The sequence below is a fragment of the Pseudomonas gebzensis genome (assembly GCF_034427815.1).
Classification (GTDB): Bacteria; Pseudomonadota; Gammaproteobacteria; order Pseudomonadales; family Pseudomonadaceae; genus Aquipseudomonas.
The window spans coordinates 92,055-108,894 of sequence record NZ_JAXQNS010000001.1 but is presented as its reverse complement, the minus strand read 5'-3'; the positions used below and the strand labels follow the sequence as shown (position 1 = coordinate 108,894).

General features: G+C 61.9%; 14 protein-coding genes. 3 read left to right on the top strand and 11 right to left on the bottom strand.

The features are described from left to right. Positions 1-31: 31 nt before the first annotated feature. From lpxD to rpsB, 11 genes are all read right to left on the bottom strand, one after another. Entirely contained in the window at positions 32-1,087 is a 1,056-nt protein-coding gene (lpxD, locus tag SJI00_RS00465) for a UDP-3-O-(3-hydroxymyristoyl)glucosamine N-acyltransferase (protein WP_322459816.1), read from the bottom strand. A gap of 1 nt (position 1,088) precedes the next feature. Then, the gene (locus tag SJI00_RS00460) at positions 1,089-1,592 is read right to left on the bottom strand and encodes an OmpH/Skp family outer membrane protein (protein ID WP_312936386.1); all 504 of its coding nucleotides are present in this window, start codon (positions 1,590-1,592) and stop codon (positions 1,089-1,091) included. A 44-nt stretch (positions 1,593-1,636) separates the two neighbouring features. Next, positions 1,637-4,018 (bottom strand): outer membrane protein assembly factor BamA, encoded by a 2,382-nt coding sequence (gene bamA, locus SJI00_RS00455; protein WP_322459815.1) that lies wholly within the window; start codon positions 4,016-4,018, stop codon positions 1,637-1,639. Positions 4,019-4,092: 74 nt separating this feature from the next. Then, positions 4,093-5,445, bottom strand: coding sequence for an RIP metalloprotease RseP (rseP, locus tag SJI00_RS00450; RefSeq protein ID WP_322459814.1), 1,353 nt, complete (start codon positions 5,443-5,445; stop codon positions 4,093-4,095). A 38-nt stretch (positions 5,446-5,483) separates the two neighbouring features. After that, a complete protein-coding gene (ispC, locus tag SJI00_RS00445) occupies positions 5,484-6,674 on the bottom strand; it encodes a 1-deoxy-D-xylulose-5-phosphate reductoisomerase (protein ID WP_322459813.1) in 1,191 nt (396 codons plus the stop codon). Next, complete coding sequence (locus SJI00_RS00440) at positions 6,671-7,486, bottom strand: phosphatidate cytidylyltransferase (protein ID WP_322459812.1); 816 nt, start codon at positions 7,484-7,486, stop codon at positions 6,671-6,673. The genes ispC and SJI00_RS00440 overlap by 4 nt, the downstream gene beginning before the upstream one ends. Beyond that, positions 7,486-8,241: a polyprenyl diphosphate synthase gene (gene uppS / locus SJI00_RS00435; protein ID WP_322459811.1), complete on the bottom strand. Its 756-nt coding sequence runs from the start codon at positions 8,239-8,241 to the stop codon at positions 7,486-7,488. Before uppS ends, SJI00_RS00440 begins: the two co-directional genes overlap by 1 nt. A 14-nt stretch (positions 8,242-8,255) precedes the next feature. Next, a complete protein-coding gene (gene frr, locus SJI00_RS00430; protein WP_322459810.1) occupies positions 8,256-8,813 on the bottom strand; it encodes a ribosome recycling factor in 558 nt (185 codons plus the stop codon). After that, positions 8,810-9,553 carry a UMP kinase gene (gene pyrH / locus SJI00_RS00425; RefSeq protein ID WP_312933780.1) on the bottom strand — a complete coding sequence of 248 codons (744 nt, stop codon included), beginning with the start codon at positions 9,551-9,553 and terminating at the stop codon, positions 8,810-8,812. Before pyrH ends, frr begins: the two co-directional genes overlap by 4 nt. Positions 9,554-9,730: 177 nt before the next feature. Then, positions 9,731-10,594 carry a translation elongation factor Ts gene (gene tsf, locus SJI00_RS00420; RefSeq protein ID WP_322459809.1) on the bottom strand — a complete coding sequence of 288 codons (864 nt, stop codon included), beginning with the start codon at positions 10,592-10,594 and terminating at the stop codon, positions 9,731-9,733. A 184-nt stretch (positions 10,595-10,778) separates the two neighbouring features. Then, entirely contained in the window at positions 10,779-11,516 is a 738-nt protein-coding gene (rpsB, locus tag SJI00_RS00415) for a 30S ribosomal protein S2 (RefSeq protein ID WP_322459808.1), read from the bottom strand. A gap of 338 nt (positions 11,517-11,854) precedes the next feature. Between rpsB and map the strand changes: the two genes are divergently transcribed. Genes map through dapC form a run of 3 tightly spaced genes read left to right on the top strand, consistent with a single transcriptional unit; the run spans position 11,855 to position 16,624 of the window. After that, positions 11,855-12,637, top strand: a complete 783-nt coding sequence (gene map / locus SJI00_RS00410; RefSeq protein WP_322459807.1) for a type I methionyl aminopeptidase — start codon at positions 11,855-11,857, stop codon at positions 12,635-12,637. A gap of 38 nt (positions 12,638-12,675) precedes the next feature. After that, positions 12,676-15,378 (top strand): [protein-PII] uridylyltransferase, encoded by a 2,703-nt coding sequence (locus SJI00_RS00405; RefSeq protein WP_322459806.1) that lies wholly within the window; start codon positions 12,676-12,678, stop codon positions 15,376-15,378. Between the two features lie 34 nt (positions 15,379-15,412). Then, positions 15,413-16,624: a succinyldiaminopimelate transaminase gene (gene dapC / locus SJI00_RS00400; protein WP_322459805.1), complete on the top strand. Its 1,212-nt coding sequence runs from the start codon at positions 15,413-15,415 to the stop codon at positions 16,622-16,624. Positions 16,625-16,840 lie beyond the last annotated feature (216 nt).

Below are 16,840 nucleotides of genomic sequence, written 5' to 3'. Positions count from 1 at the left end.
GCGACGAATCACGCTTGCCAGGAAATTGCTGTCAGCCCTCTGATGCCGGCTGACTCTCTGAGGTCACGGTATCGACACGTTTTTCCAGCTGTTGCAAGCGCTTGGCCATGTCATCGAGCTGACGAATTCGCGCGGCACTCTTGCGCCAATCGGCCAAAGGCTGCATGGCCGTACCCGACGAATAGCCGCCTGGCTCGGTGATCGAACGGGTGACCATGGTCATGCCCGAGACGAACACGTTGTCGCAGACATCGATGTGCCCGACCATCCCCACGCCACCGGCAATGGTGCAATGTTTGCCGATGCGAGTACTGCCGGAAATGCCGACACAGGCGGCCATGGCGGTGTGTGCACCGACATGAACGTTGTGGGCGATCTGGATCTGGTTGTCGAGCTTGGCACCCTCGTCGATACGGGTATCGGACAACGCACCGCGATCGATCGCGGTATTGACGCCGATTTCCACATCATCGCCCAGGGTAACGCCGCCAATCTGCGCAATTTTGCGCCAAACGCCCTTCTCGTTCGCAAAGCCAAAGCCTTCGCCGCCAATCACGGCACCGGACTGAATGACCACACGCTTGCCAATGGTGACATCGTGGTAGAGGGTCACCCGTGGCGCCAGCCAGCCGTCTTCACCGATCACGCAACGCGCACCGATGAAGCAATGCGCACCGATGGTCACGCCTGCTGCGATACGCGCGCCGCTTTCGATCACCGCAAACGGTCCCACGCTCGCCGCCGCATCCACTTGGGCATCGTCAGCTACCACGGCGCTGGGATGGATACCCGCCACAGCCTTGGGCTTTGGATCGAAGAAGTGGGAAATGCGCGCGTAGGCCAGGTACGGATCAGGAACGATCAGCGCGTTGCCGGAAAACGCTTGCGCATCCGCAGCCTTGAGCAATACCGCGCCCGCCTGGGTAGTGTCCAGGTACTTGCGGTACTGCGGGTTGGCCAGGAAGCTCAACTGCTCCGGGCCTGCCTCCTGCAAGGTGGCAAGCCCGGTGATTGGCAGCGCATCGGAGCCCTTCAAGGTGGCTCCCAGCGCTTCGGCCAGCTGGCCGAGCGTGAGGGTCTGGGTCATATCAACGCGCTTGGTTCATGCGCTCGATGACTTGGCGGGTGATGTCGTACTGCGGTTTGACATCGATGACCGCGCCACGCTCGAGCACCAGATCAAAGCCACCTTTCTTGATGACTTCCTGCATGGCATTTTCCATCTTCGGCCGCAGGACCTTGAGCAGATCGCGGTCGGCGACGGCTTTGGCTTCGTTCAGTTCCTTGGACTGGAACTGGAAGTCACGGGCCTTTTGCTTGAACTCGAGCTCCAGGCGCTCGCGCTCAGGGGCAGCCATCTTGTCGCCACCTTTGATCAGGCGGTCCTGAATGCCTTTGGCGCTGCTTTCCAGGCTCTTGAGCTTGTTGAACTGCGGGCCAAATTTCTTCTCGGTGTCAACGGCATACTTCTTGGCGGCGTCGGATTCGAGCAGTGCCATCTGGTAGTTCAGAACGGCGATCTTCATTTCGGCGAAAGCCGGGGTGGCGACCAGCGCCGCAGCCACGAAGGCCAGTTGGGTCAACTTACGCACGATGCACTCCTGAATAAACCGTTGTCGTTGAGCAGGGGCCGACCTTAGAAGGTCTGGCCCAGAGAGAATTGGAACACTTGGGTGTCGGCATCGTCAGGTTTCTTGATCGGCATCGCCAGGCTGAAGCTCAGCGGACCGAGCGCGGTGACCCAGGTGACGCCCAGGCCGACGGAGCTGGCCATGTCGGAGAAGCCGAGTTCGGCGCAATCGACTTTCTTGCCTTCCTCAGTCCTTTTCGACTTGCAGTCGGTGTTGAAGACGTTACCCACGTCCCAGAAGACCGATGTGCGCAGCGAGCGCTGATCCTTGACGAAGGGCAGCGGGAACATCAGCTCTACGCCGCCTTGCACCAGGAGGTTGCCGCCGAACGGCAACGGATCTTGGTCTGGGTCTCTGATAGTGCCAGGCCTGCCGCCATCATTTGGGTCCCTGCTTGGCGTACTACGCGGCCCAAGGCTGCTGTCTTTGAAGCCACGCACCGAGTTGAAGCCACCGGCGTAGTAGTTCTCGTAGAACGGCAGACCGGAGGTCCCGCCGAAACCGTCGCCATAACCCAGTTCGGTGTGCAGGCGCAAGGTGTAGTCAGGCGTCAGAGGTTTGAACAACTGGCCACGGTAGTCGATCTTGTAGAACGACAGGTCGCTGCCCGGAATGGTGCTTTCCAGGGTCAGGCTCTGCGAGTGACCACGGGTGGCCAGTACGCCTTTGTTCAAGGTCGATTCAGACCAGCCCACCGAAGCCTTGAAGTTAGTGAAATCCTTACCTTCCTTGTCCAGGAAATCGAAGATCTCATCAACGGTGTAACGACCCGTCTTGATTTCATCCTGCTGCACGGTCAAACCGTAGGTCAGGCGCGAGGTCTCGCTGATCGGGTAACCCAGGCTGATGCCGGCACCCAGGCTGTCGACCGCATAGCTTGCCACGTCGACATCGAGGTCATCGTAGTTGGTGCTGCGGTAGAACGCGTTGTAGCCCAGGCTCACGCCGTCGGGCGTGAAGTAGGGGTTCACGAAGCCGAAGTTGTAGCGGGTCTGGTATTCCGAGCGGGTCAGACCGACCGAGACCTTGTTACCGGTACCGAGGAAGTTGGTCTGGCTGATGGCACCGCCCAGGATCAGGCCGGCGCTTTGAGCGAAACCGACGCTGGCGGTGATCGAACCGGAGGCTTGCTCTTCGACCGCGTAGTTGACATCGACCTGGTCGTCAGTGCCTGGCACTGGCGGGGTCTCGACATTGACGTCCTTGAAGAAGCCCAGACGCTCAAGACGGGTCTTGGACTGGTCAATCAGGTAGGTCGACGCCCAGCCACCTTCCATCTGGCGCATTTCACGGCGCAGCACGTCGTCTTCGGTCTTGGTGTTGCCGCGGTAGTTGATGCGGTTGACATAGGCACGCTTGCCCGGGTCGACGACGAACATGATGTCGACGGTGTGGTCTTCGTCGTGCGGCTGCGGCACGCCGTTGACGTTGGCGAAGGTGTAGCCTTCGTTGCCCAGGCGACGGGTGATCAGCTCGGAGGTGCCGGTCATGACCTTGCGCGAGAACACCTGGCCAGGCTGCACCAGCAGCAGCGACTTGATCTGGTCTTCAGGGACTTTCAAATCGCCGGAAAGCTTCACATCACGAACGGTGTACTTCTCGCCTTCGTTGATGTTGACGGTGATATAGACGTGTTTCTTGTCTGGCGTGATGGACACCTGGGTCGAGGCGATGTCCATGTTGATGTAGCCGCGGTCCAGGTAGTAAGAGCGCAGACGCTCGAGGTCACCGGAGAGTTTTTCGCGGGCGTACTTGTCGTCGTTCTTGAAGAACGACAGCCAGTTGCTGGTCTTGAGCTCGAACAGGCCGTTCAGCTCGTCATCGTCGAAGACGGTGTTGCCCACCACGTTGATGTGCTGAATGGCGGCAACGGTGCCTTCGTTGATCTTGATCTTCAGGCCGACACGGTTGCGCGGCTCGGGCACCACCTCGGCATCGACCACGGCCGAATAGCGGCCCTGGGCAACGTACTGGCGTTGCAGCTCGTTACGCACACCTTCCAGCGTGGCGCGCTGGAAGATCTCGCCCTCGGCCAGGCCCGATTGCTTCAGGCCTTTCATCAGGTCTTCGGTGCTGATGGCCTTGTTGCCTTCGATCTCGATGCTCGAGACCGACGGGCGCTCGACCACGTTGATGATCAGGACATTGCCGTCGCGATTCAGTTCGATGTCCTGGAAGAAGCCCGTCTTGAACAGCGAGCGCGTGGAATCGACCAGACGCCGGTCATCAGCCTGATCTCCGACATTGAGTGGCAACGCGCCAAACACGCTGCCGGCGGAAACCCGCTGCAGGCCGTTGACACGGATATCGGAGATGGTGAAGGACTCGGCGTGAACTTCAGTGATCATCAGTGCAGTGAGCACCGTGGTTAGCAGCAGACGTTTCATGAAGTCCTTTTATTCCAACTGGCAATAAACAACCCGCCACAACGAGGCGGCAGGTTCGCAATTGAGCTTGAGCGTTAAAGTCGACCCAGATCGTTGATCAAGGCGAGCAGCATGACGCCAATGACCAAACTGATACCGATCTGGACCCCCCAACCTTGCACCCGATCCGGCAGTGGGCGACCGCGCACCCATTCGATCAGGTAGAACAGCAAATGCCCCCCATCCAGTACCGGGATGGGCAGCAGGTTCAGAACCCCTAGGCTTATGCTCAGGTAGGCGAGGAAGTTAAGGAAGTCTCCCAAACCGGACTGGGCCGAAGCGCCCGCCACTTTAGCAATGGTTATCGGTCCGCTCAAGTTTTTTACCGAGAGCTCCCCGAACAACATTTTCTTCAACGATTCGAGGGTCAGCACGCTCATGTTCCAGGTGCGAGCAAGCCCTTCGGACAGCCCCTCCAGCGGGCCGTAGCGCACCTCGCGCAGCATGCTCGCCGGCCATTCGCCACCCTTCACCCCGGCGCCCAGATAGCCGCCGGCGGCAGCACCCTCGCCCTTGTGCGCCAAGGCAACCGGCAGTTCGATGAGTGCGCCGTCGCGTTCGACACGCAGTTGGACGCGGGTGTCGGCCCGGCTACGCACGGCCTCCACGACCTGTTGCCAATCGTTGAGGGAGACGCCATCGAGCGCGACCAACCGATCGCCGGTCTTCAAGCCTGCGGCAGCTGCCGGACCCTTGGGGTCGAGCTCGGCCAGCACTGGCACCAGGGCCGGACGCCACGGCCGCAAGCCAAGCGACTGGATGGGGTCTGGCTCTTCGGCGCCCTTGAGCCATTGCTCCAGCTTGATCTCGCGGGTTTGCTCGACGCTCGCGCCTTCGTTGCGCACCCCGACACGCAGCGTGCCGCTTTCGCCCAAGCGCCTGACCAGCTGCAGATTGACGGCCGACCAACCGTTGGTCGGTTTGCCATCGATGGAGACGATTTCCTCGCCAACGTTCAGCCCTGCATGGGCTGCCAGGCTGCCGGGCTCGACAGTGCCGATGACCGGTCTGATCTGCTGGCTGCCGAGCATGGCCACGCACCAGAAGAACACAATCGCGAGCAGGAAGTTGGCAATCGGGCCCGCTGCCACGATCGCAATGCGCTTGAGCACCGGTTTGCGGTTGAAGGATTGCTCGGCCATGCTCGCGGGCACATCGCCTTCGCGCTCATCGAGCATCTTCACGTAGCCGCCCAGCGGAATCGCCGCCACCACGAACTCGGTACCCTGGCGGTCATGCCAGCGCAGCAGTGGCGTGCCGAAACCTACCGAAAACCGCAACACTTTCACGCCGCAGCGGCGCGCCACCCAGAAATGGCCAAACTCGTGGAAGGTGACCAGCACACCGAGCGCCACCAACGTGCCGACAATCATGTAAAGCGCAGACATAGTCGTCTCCGAGAGAGGTTCAGGGCAGAGCGATCGGATTAGTGGGCATGGCGAGCCAACCATTGCTGGGCCAGTGCCCGGGCACGCTGATCCACGGCGAACACCGCGTCGAGCGATGCGAGCGCCACCACAGGCTCCTGATCCAGCACCTGTTCGATCATACGCGCGATATCGGGGAAGCGAATACGGCCGGCCAGGAAGGCATCGACGGCCACTTCATTGGCGGCATTGAGCACCGCCGGGGCGCTTCGTCCTGCTTCAGCCGCGGCGCGCGCAATACGCAGGCACGGGAAGCGTTGCTCGTCAGGGGCCTGGAAGTCCAGACGGGCGATGGCAAACAGGTCCAACGGCGCCACCCCGGAGTCGATCCGCTGCGGCCAAGCCAATGCATGGGCAATCGGCGTGCGCATGTCGGGATTGCCCAGCTGAGCAAGCACCGACCCGTCGATGTAATCCACCAGGGAATGAATCACGCTCTGCGGGTGCACCACAACCTCGACCTTGGCCGGCGCGGCATCGAACAACCAGCACGCCTCGATCAGCTCAAGACCCTTGTTCATCATGCTGGCCGAGTCGACAGAAATCTTGCGCCCCATCGACCAGTTGGGATGAGCGCAGGCCTGGGCCGGGGTCACCTCGGCCAACTGTTCGATCGGCGTTTCGCGAAACGGCCCGCCCGAGGCGGTCAACAGAATGCGCCGCACACCGACCGCCCCGAGACCGCGGGCATAGTCACTGGGCAGGCACTGAAAAATCGCATTGTGCTCGCTGTCGATCGGTAGCAGCACTGCACCACTGCGGCGCACGGCGTCCATGAACAAGGCACCGGACATCACCAGTGCTTCCTTGTTGGCCAGCAAGACCTTCTTGCCCGCCTCCACGGCCGCCAGGGTCGGTTTGAGACCCGCCGCGCCAACGATCGCCGCCATCACCGCGTGCACTTCAGGCGCACTGGCGATCTGCGCCAGGCCCGCTTCGCCTTCGAGCACCTCGGTCGCGCAACCGGCCGCCTGCAGGCCAGCGCGCAACTGGGCCGCCGCTTGCGCGCTGGGCGCCGCGGCATAGGCCGGACGGTGACGCAGGCACAGCGCCAGTAGCTCATCGAGCCGCGAATGACCGCTGAGGCCGAACACCTGGTACTGCTCGGGATGGCGAGCGATCACATCCAGCGTGCTGAGGCCGATCGAGCCCGTCGCACCCAGCACGGTAATCTGCTGTGGGCGACTCACATCACACCCCATTCAGCCACCCAGAGCAGGACGGCAAACACCGGGATGGCAGCCGTCAGGCTGTCGATGCGATCGAGCACACCACCGTGTCCAGGCAGCAAGTTGCTGCTGTCCTTGATCCCTTCGCGGCGCTTGAACATGCTTTCGGTGAGATCACCTATCACCGAGGCCATCACCACGACCGCAGCGCCAAGCAGACCGAGCAGCAGGCTGGCGATGCTCCAGTCACGGTACAGCGCCACTGCCAGGGTGATCAGCAGGCTGACCACCAGGCCGCCATAGACACCTTCCCAGCTCTTGCCCGGGCTGACGTGCGGGGCCAGCTTGCGCTTGCCGAAGGCTCGACCCGAGAAGTACGCACCGATGTCAGCGGCCCAGACCAGCACCATCACCACCAGAATCAAGCCATTGCCCTCTGGCCAGTGCTTGAGCAGCAGCAGGCCCTGCCAGGCAGGCAACAGCACCAGCAGACCGATCAGCAAGCGGCAGGCCGCACTGGCCCACAATTCGCTGCTGCGCGGATAGGTCAGCACCAACCAGGTCGCCAGCGCCCACCAGATGACCGACGCGCCCAGCACCCAGGGCGCAAGGTCCTGCATGAGGTAGAGCACCATCAATGCCCCCGCCACGACCGCCGCATAGGCCAGGCGCAATGGCTGAGCCAGCAGACCGGCCAGACGCGCCCACTCCCAGGCGCCCACCGTCACCACCAGGCCGATGAACAACGCGAAAGCCGCGCCCTCCAGCAGGAAAAAGCCGCACAGGGCCACAGGCAGCAGTATCAATGCAGTCATGATGCGTTGTTTAAGCATTAAGCACGGGCTCCAGCCTCTACCTGCTCGCTGGTCTTCCCGAAGCGGCGCTGGCGCGAGGCGAAATCGGCCAGCGCAGTGCGCATGGCCTCGTGTTTGAAGTCCGGCCAGAAGAGGTCGGAGAAGTACAACTCGGCGTACGCCAGCTGCCACAGCAGGAAATTGCTGATGCGGTGCTCGCCGCCGGTGCGAATGCACAGGTCGGGCAATGGCTGGTCGCCGGTAGAGAGACAGGTTTGCAGCAACCCAGGGGTGATATCGTCGGGCCGCAAGTGCCCCGCCTGGACTTCCCGCGCCAGGCGCTGGGCCGCCTGGGCGATGTCCCACTGGCCGCCATAATTGGCAGCCACTTGCAGAATGAACTGGGTATTGCCTGCGGTCAGCGCTTCGGCTTCGCGCATGGCGGCCTGTAATTCGGGATGAAAGCGCGAGCGATCGCCGATGATGCGCAGGCTGATCTTGTTCTCGTTGAGTCGCCGGGCTTCGCGACGCAACGCCGAGAAGAACAGCTCCATCAAGGCACCGACTTCATCAGCCGGGCGCTGCCAGTTTTCACTGGAGAAGGCGAACAGGGTCAACACTTCGACCCCGGCCTTGGCGCAGACTTCGATCACTGCACGTACCGCATCGACGCCCGCCTTGTGCCCGGCAACGCCAGGCAGCAGGCGCTTCTTGGCCCAGCGATTATTGCCGTCCATGATGATCGCAACGTGACGCGGCACCGTTCCCGGTGCCGCCAGCTTGGTCTTTTCCATGAAGAGCCTCGGCCTTAAACAGCCATCAGGTCCTTTTCCTTGGCCTTCACAGCAACTTCGATCTCGGCGACGAACTTGTCGGTCAGTTTCTGGATCTCGTCAGCAGCGCGACGCTCTTCGTCTTCGCTGATTTCCTTCTCTTTGACCAGGTCTTTCAACTGACTCATGGCATCACGACGGATGTTGCGCACGGCCACTCGGCCATCTTCCGCGGCATCACGCGCCTGCTTGGTGAAGCCCTTGCGGGTTTCTTCGGTCAGGGCAGGCATGGTGATCAGCAGCAGCTCGCCCAGGTTGGTCGGATTCAGGTTCAGACCGGCACTGCCGATGGCCTTGTCCACCGCGCCGAGCATGTTGCGCTCGAAGGCAACGACCTGCAGGGTGCGCGAATCCTTCACGGTGATGTTGGCCACTTGCTTGATCGGGGTGTCAGCGCCGTAGTACGGCACCATCACGCCTTCCAGGACGCTGGGGTGCGCCTGGCCGGTACGGATGCGGCTGAACGCATGCTGGAGAGACTCCAGGGACTTGGTCATGCGCTCTTGGGTATCTTTCTTGATTTCGTTGATCATGCTTGGCCTTCCTCGATCAAGGTGCCTTCAGCGCCACCTACTACGATGTTGAGCAGGGAGCCAGGCTTGTTCATGTTGAATACGCGCAATGGCATCTTGTGGTCGCGGCACAGACAGATTGCGGTCAGGTCCATCACCCCGAGCTTGCGATCCAGCACTTCGTCGTAAGTGAGGTAATCGAACTTCTCGGCATGCGGATCCTTGAACGGGTCAGCGGTGTACACACCGTCGACCTTGGTCGCCTTCAGCACCACATCTGCATCGACTTCGATGCCACGCAGGCAGGCTGCGGAATCGGTGGTGAAGAACGGGTTGCCGGTACCGGCGGAGAAAATTACCACATCCCCGGATTGCAGGTGACGAATTGCTTTTCGGCGGTCGTAGTGATCAGTGACACCGGTCATGGAAATGGCCGACATGACCAGCGCGGTGATGTTGGAGCGCTCCAGGGCATCGCGCATGGCCAGGGCATTCATGACCGTGGCGAGCATGCCCATGTGGTCACCGGTAACCCGGTCCATGCCGGCGGCGCTCAGGGCCGCACCGCGGAACAGGTTGCCGCCGCCAATCACCAGGCCGACCTGAACACCGATACCCACCAGCTGGCCGACTTCCAGCGCCATGCGATCAAGCACCTTCGGGTCGATGCCGAAGTCTTCGGAGCCCATCAGGGCCTCGCCGCTAAGTTTGAGCAAAATGCGTTTATAGCGAGGTTGGCGACCACTCACCTGCTGAGCCATTGCGTGTCTCTCCTGCGGCGTTCTATAGAATTCGTGCGGGCTGTTGCCAGCCTGCTTACTGTAGCGTGGCACCGTTTCGGCGCCAGCGTGGCGGAGTTGGATAAACCCCTGCCCGCTTTGACAAAGAGGCTGCGCGCGTGAGCGGGCAGCCTCTTTGGGGCGACAGACGAGTCTGTCTTACTGCTTGGCAGCAGCCAGCTGTGCGGCAACTTCTTCAGCGAAGTTGTCGACTGGCTTCTCGATGCCTTCGCCAACCTTGAAGTAGGTGAAGGAAACGATTTCAGCACCGGCTTTCTTGGCCAGCTCGCCGACCTTGATTTCCGGGTTCATGACGAACGCCTGCTCTTTGAGCGTGGCTTCGGCTTTGAACTTGGTGATACGGCCGTTGATCATGTTCTCGACGATGTTCTCCGGCTTGCCGGCGATCTTGTCGGCATTGAGCTGCAGGAAGACCGCTTTTTCGCGCTCGATGGCCTCGGCGGAGATTTCCGACGAATCCAGGAACTCGGGGTTCGACGCCGCAACGTGCATGGCGATGTTCTTCGCCAGCTCCGCGTCACCGCCTTTCAGAACGACGGCAACGCCGATCTTGTTGCCGTGCAGGTAGGCGCCAACAACGTCACCTTCAACGCGCACCAGGCGACGGATGTTGACGTTTTCGCCAACCTTGGCAACCAGCGCTTCACGGGCTGCTTCGCGCGAAGCGATCAGCGGCGCGGCGTCGGTCAGCTCTTTAGCGAAGGCTTCTTCGAGGCTCTCAGCGACAAAGTTCTTGAAGTCGTCTTGCAGCGCGAGGAAGTCGGTCTGCGAGTTGACTTCCAGCAGGACCGCGACCTTGCCGTCGGTCTTCACGGCGATAGCGCCTTCGGCAGCGACGTTGCCGGCTTTCTTGGCGGCCTTGATAGCGCCGGAAGCACGCATGTCATCAATGGCTTTTTCGATGTCGCCGTCAGCCTTTTCCAGGGCTTTCTTGCAATCCATCATGCCTTCGCCGGTACGCTCGCGCAGTTCTTTGACCAACGCTGCAGTAATTGCTGCCATTTCAAAATCCTCTTGGAAAGTTTTTCAACCATTCCACCCGTTCGTCACGGGCGTTCAATTCTGCTAATCCTCTGCCGGCTCGGCATTCCCATGATGGGAGGCTGTTGCTGACAGCAGGATTTCAAGGTGGCAAAAAGGGGGCAGAGCCCCCTTTTTGCGTGCCAAGTCAGACGCCAGGCGTCACTTACTCAGCAGCAGGTGCAGCCGATTCTTCAGCAAAGACTTCGGTGCCGCCAGCAACATGGTTGCGGCCACGGATGACAGCGTCGGCCATCGAAGTCATGTACAGCTCGATGGCGCGGATGGCGTCATCGTTACCTGGAATGATGTAGTCAACACCTTCAGGGCTGCTGTTGGTATCGACGATGCCGATAACTGGGATACCCAGCTTGTTGGCTTCGGTGATCGCGATGCGCTCGTGATCAACGTCGATGACGAACAGTGCGTCAGGCAGACCGCCCATGTCCTTGATACCACCCAGGCTGCGGTCCAGCTTTTCAAGATCGCGCGAACGCATCAGCGCTTCTTTCTTGGTCAGCTTGGTGAACGTGCCGTCTTCGGCCTGAGTTTCCAGGTCGCGCAGGCGCTTGATCGAGGCGCGGATGGTTTTGTAGTTGGTCAGCATGCCGCCCAACCAGCGGTGATCAACGTAGGGCGAACCGCAACGAGCTGCTTGCTCGGCGACCAGCTTGCCGGCGGAACGCTTGGTGCCGACGAACATGATCTTGTTCTTGCCCTGGGACAGGCGCTCGACGAACGCCAGGGCGTCGTTGAACATCGGCAGGGTTTTTTCCAGGTTGATGATGTGGATCTTGTTGCGCGCACCGAAAATGTACTTGCCCATTTTCGGGTTCCAGTAACGGGTCTGGTGACCGAAGTGCACACCGGCCTTCAGCATATCGCGCATGTTGACTTGGGACATGATAGTTCCTTGGTAAGTCGGGTTGGGCCTCCACGCATCCCAATGACCAACCCGCGAATCCAGTGGATTCGGGGCACCCAGGCCATCGTGTCGACACGTGTGTGGGTTAGTACTTCCGGGGGTCCCCGAAAGCGGCGCATGTTATACCACAGAGCCGCCTGAAACGGAACTGCGACCTGACGCGTCCGTCAGGCTTTTTTGCAGCGCCTGTGCATTGAGCCCAGAATGACGCCTGCCGACCCGTCGTTTCACCGATTGCCCGGCCACCGCGCCGAGGCTCTGGTAGAATTTCGCGTTTTCCGTTTCCCGCGCCTAGCCTGCGCCGTAGAGAGCCTGTAATGACCGTAACCATCAAGACCGCAGAAGACATCGAGATGATGCGCATCGCCGGCCGCCTGGCCGCCGACGTCCTGGAAATGATCGAGCCGCACGTCAAGCCCGGTGTCTCCACCGAAGAGCTGAACCGCCTTTGCCACGATTACATCGTCAATGAGCAACAGGCGATCCCGGCACCGCTCAATTACAAAGGCTTCCCCAAGTCGATCTGCACGTCGATCAACCACGTGGTGTGCCATGGCATCCCCAATGACAAGCCACTGAAGAACGGTGACACGCTGAACATCGACGTCACCGTGATCAAGAACGGCTACCACGGCGACACCAGCCGCATGTTCCACGTCGGCACCGTCCCGACATGGGCCGAACGCCTGTCACAGGTCACCCAGGAGTGCCTGTACAAGGCCATCGAGCTGGTCAAGCCGGGCTGCCGCCTAGGCGACATCGGCGAAGTGATCCAGAAGCATGCCGAGAAAAATGGCTTCTCGGTGGTCCGCGACTTCTGTGGCCATGGCATCGGCAAGGTATTCCATGAAGAGCCGCAGATCGTCCACTACGGCAAGGCGGGCACCGGCATGGAACTCAAGGAAGGCATGACCTTCACCATCGAGCCGATGATCAACCAGGGCAAGGCCGACACCAAGGTACTGGGCGACGGCTGGACGGCGATCACCAAGGACCGCAAGCTCTCGGCGCAGTGGGAACACACCCTGGTGGTGACCGCGACCGGCTACGAGATCTTCACCTTGCGCAAGGACGACACCATCGCCCGCACCTCCGCCTGAGCACCGCCAGGCCTTCAATAGCACAGGAAAGCGACCCGATGCCCCAGGTGGACCCAGAGCTGTTCGACCGCGGCCAGTTCCAGGCGGAACTGGCGCTCAAGGCGAGCCCCATCGCCGCCTTCAAGAAAGCCATCCGCCAGGCCAGCGAGGTGCTGGACAAGCGTTTTCGCGAAGGCCGTGACATCCGCCGGCTGATCGAGGATCGCGCCTGGCTGGTCGATAACATCCTGCAACAGGCCTGGAACCAGTTCGAGTGGGGCGACGACGCCAACATCGCCCTGGTCGCCGTCGGCGGCTACGGGCGTGGCGAACTGCACCCGCACTCGGACATCGACCTGCTGATCCTGCTCGGCGGCGCCCTGCACGAGCAGTACCGTGAATCGATCGAGCGCTTGCTCACTCTGCTCTGGGACATCGGCCTGGAAGTCGGGCAAAGCGTGCGCAGCGTCGAGGAGTGTGCCGAACAGGCCCGCGCTGACCTGACGATCATCACCAACCTCATGGAAAGCCGCACCATTGCCGGCCCCGAGGCGCTGCGCCGGCGCATGCTCGAGGCCACCAGCACCGAGCACCTGTGGCCCAGCAAGGCGTTCTTCCTGGCCAAGCGTGGCGAGCTGCAGGCACGCCATCACAAGTACAACGACACCGAATACAACCTCGAGCCCAACGTCAAGGGGTCGCCGGGTGGGCTGCGCGACATCCAGACCGTGCTGTGGGTCGCCCGCCGCCAGTACGGAACGCTCAACCTTCACGCCCTGGCAGGCGAAGGCTTCCTGCTGGAAAGCGAGAACGCTGTACTGGCCTCGTCCCAGGCGTTCCTGTGGAAAGTGCGCTACGCCCTGCACATGCTTGCCGGGCGTGCCGAAGACCGCTTGCTGTTCGATCATCAGCGCAGCGTTGCGGCCCTGCTCGGCTACACCGACGAGAACCCCAAGCGTGCCATCGAGCAGTTCATGCAGCAGTACTATCGGGTGGTGATGAGCATCAGCCAGCTCTGCGACCTGATCATCCAGCACTTCGAGGAAGTGATTCTCGCCGACGAGGACAGCGGCACCACGCAACCGCTCAACTCGCGCTTTCGTCTGCACGACGGGTATATCGAGGCGGTCCACGCCGACATCTTCAAGCGCACGCCGTTCGCCATGCTGGAGATCTTCGTGCTCATGGCCCAGCACCCGGAGATCAAGGGCGTGCGCGCCGACACCGTGCGCCTGCTGCGCGAGCACCGCCACCTGATCGACGACAGTTTCCGCAGCGATCTACGCAACACCAGCCTGTTCATCGAGCTGTTCAAGTGCGAGGTCGGCATCCACCGCAACCTGCGGCGCATGAACCGCTATGGCATTCTCGGCCGCTACCTGCCCGAGTTCGGTTTCATCGTGGGGCAGATGCAGCATGACCTGTTCCACATCTATACCGTCGATGCGCACACGCTCAACCTCATCAAGCACCTGCGCAAGCTGCGCTACACGCCGGTGTCGGAAAAATTCCCGCTGGCCAGCAAGCTCATGGGCCGCCTGCCCAAGCCTGAGCTGATCTACCTGGCCGGGTTGTACCACGACATCGGCAAGGGCCGGCAGGGCGACCATTCCGATCTGGGCGCAATCGACGCGCAGGCCTTTGGCGAGCGCCACCACCTGCCGACCTGGGACACCCGGCTGATCGTCTGGCTGGTGCAGAACCACCTGATGATGTCCACCACCGCGCAGCGCAAGGACCTCTCCGACCCGCAGGTCATTCACGATTTCGCCTTGCTGGTGGGTGACGAAACCCGCCTGGATTACCTGTACGTGCTGACCGTGGCCGATATCAACGCGACCAATCCCAGCTTGTGGAACTCCTGGCGGGCAAGCTTGCTGCGCCAGCTCTACAGCGAAACCAAACGGGCCTTGCGCCGCGGCCTGGAAAACCCGCTGGACCGCGAAGAGCTGATTCGCCAAACGCAAGTCTCGGCCCTGGACACGCTGATCCGCGAGGGCACCGATTCCGACGACGTCGAGCAGTTGTGGTCGCAGCTGGGCGATGACTATTTCCTGCGCCATACCGCAGCAGACGTCGCCTGGCACACCGACGCCATTCTTCAGCAACCGGCCGACGGCGGCCCACTGGTGCTGATCAAGGAAACCACGCAGCGCGAATTCGAGGGCGGCACGCAGATCTTCATCTATGCCCCCGACCAGCACGACTTCTTCGCCGTGACCGTGGCGGCCATGGCCCAGCTCAACCTGAACATCCATGATGCGCGGATCATCACCTCGAGCAGCCAGTTCACCCTCGACACCTACATCGTACTGGACAACGACGGCGGCTCGATTGGCGACAATCCCGAGCGCGTGCGGCAGATTCGTGACGGCCTGACCGACGCGCTGCGCCACCCGGAAGACTACCCGACCATCATTCAGCGCCGGGTACCGCGCCAGCTCAAGCACTTCACCTTTGCCCCGCAGGTGACCATCCACAATGACGCCCAGCGCCCGGTGACGATTCTCGAGATCACCGCCCCTGACCGCCCTGGCCTGCTGGCCCGGTTGGGGCGGATTTTTCTCAAGTTCGACCTGTCGCTGCAGAACGCCAAGATTGCCACCCTGGGCGAGCGCGTCGAGGACGTGTTCTTCGTCACCGACGCTAACAACCAGCCGCTGTCCGACCCGCAACTGTGCCTGCGCTTGCAGGAAGCCATCATCGAACAGTTGCAGGTCGGTCAGGCTGCCGATGCCAGCCCGACACGCCTGAACATCTAACGATTGCCGAGACCTTTGCCGAGACCTTGCGCCGATGAATCCTGCCTTGACCCAATTGCAGCCCTACCCCTTCGAGAAACTGCGCGCCCTGCTGGGCAGCGTCACGCCGGCTGCTGACCGGCGCGCCATCGCCCTGTCGATCGGCGAGCCCAAGCACACCTCGCCGGCGTTCGTCGCCCAGGCCCTGACCGACAACCTCGACAAGCTGGCGGTGTACCCCAGCACCCTCGGCCTGCCGGCCCTGCGTGAGGCCATCGGCCAGTGGTGCGAGCGTCGCTTCAAGGTGCCAGCGGGCTGGTTGAAGGCCGATCAGCACATCCTGCCGGTCAATGGCACCCGTGAAGCGCTGTTCGCCTTCACCCAGGCGGTGGTGGACCGTCACACCGACGGCCTGGTGGTCAGCCCGAATCCGTTCTACCAGATCTACGAAGGCGCCGCCTTGCTGGCCGGGGCCACCCCGCACTACCTGCCGTGCCTGGAAGACAACGGCTTCAACCCGGACTTCGACGCGGTGCCGGCCGAGACCTGGCAGCGCTGCCAGATCCTCTTCCTTTGCTCACCCGGCAACCCCACCGGCGCCCTGGTGCCGCTCGACACCCTGAAAAAGCTGATCGCCCTGGCGGACGAGCATGACTTCGTGATTGCCTCGGACGAGTGCTACAGCGAACTCTACTTCGACGAAGACGCGCCTCCACCGGGCCTGCTCACCGCCTGCGCGGAACTCGGCCGTCGCGATTTCAAGCGCTGCGTGGTGTTCCACAGCCTGTCCAAGCGTTCCAACCTGCCGGGGCTGCGCTCGGGGTTCGTGGCGGGCGATGCCGAGATCATCAAGCCGTTTCTGCTGTACCGCACCTACCACGGCTGCGCCATGCCCGTGCAGACCCAACTGGCCAGCATCGCCGCCTGGCAGGACGAGGCGCACGTGCGTGCCAACCGGGATCAGTACCGCGCCAAATACGATGCGGTGCTGGCGATTCTTCAGCCGGTGATGGACGTGCAGCGCCCCGATGGCAGCTTCTACCTGTGGGCCAAGGTGCCGGGTTGCGATGCCGACTTCACCCGCGACCTGTTCGTCACCGAGCACGTCACCGTGGTGCCGGGCTCGTACCTGTCACGCGAGGTAGACGGCATCAATCCGGGTGCCGGCCGGGTGCGCATGGCGCTGGTTGCGCCGCTTCCCGAGTGCATCGAAGCGGCCGAGCGCATTCGCCGCTTTCTGGAACAGCACCGCCAAGCGGGCCGCTGATTGATTGGATCGCCGTGCAGCAGACCGTCGATTGATTGGGCTGCCGTGCAGCAGACCGTTGATCGATTGGGCTGGCGTGCAGCCCTTGCGGGTCGATCCCAGCGCTGAACCGACCGCCGCCCGCAACGCATCGTCTGTCAGGCCCGAGTCGCCTGACAGATCCCACACTGTCGCGGGGCGTGCAGGCGGCCTGATGACTGCAGCCGGTTGCCGCGA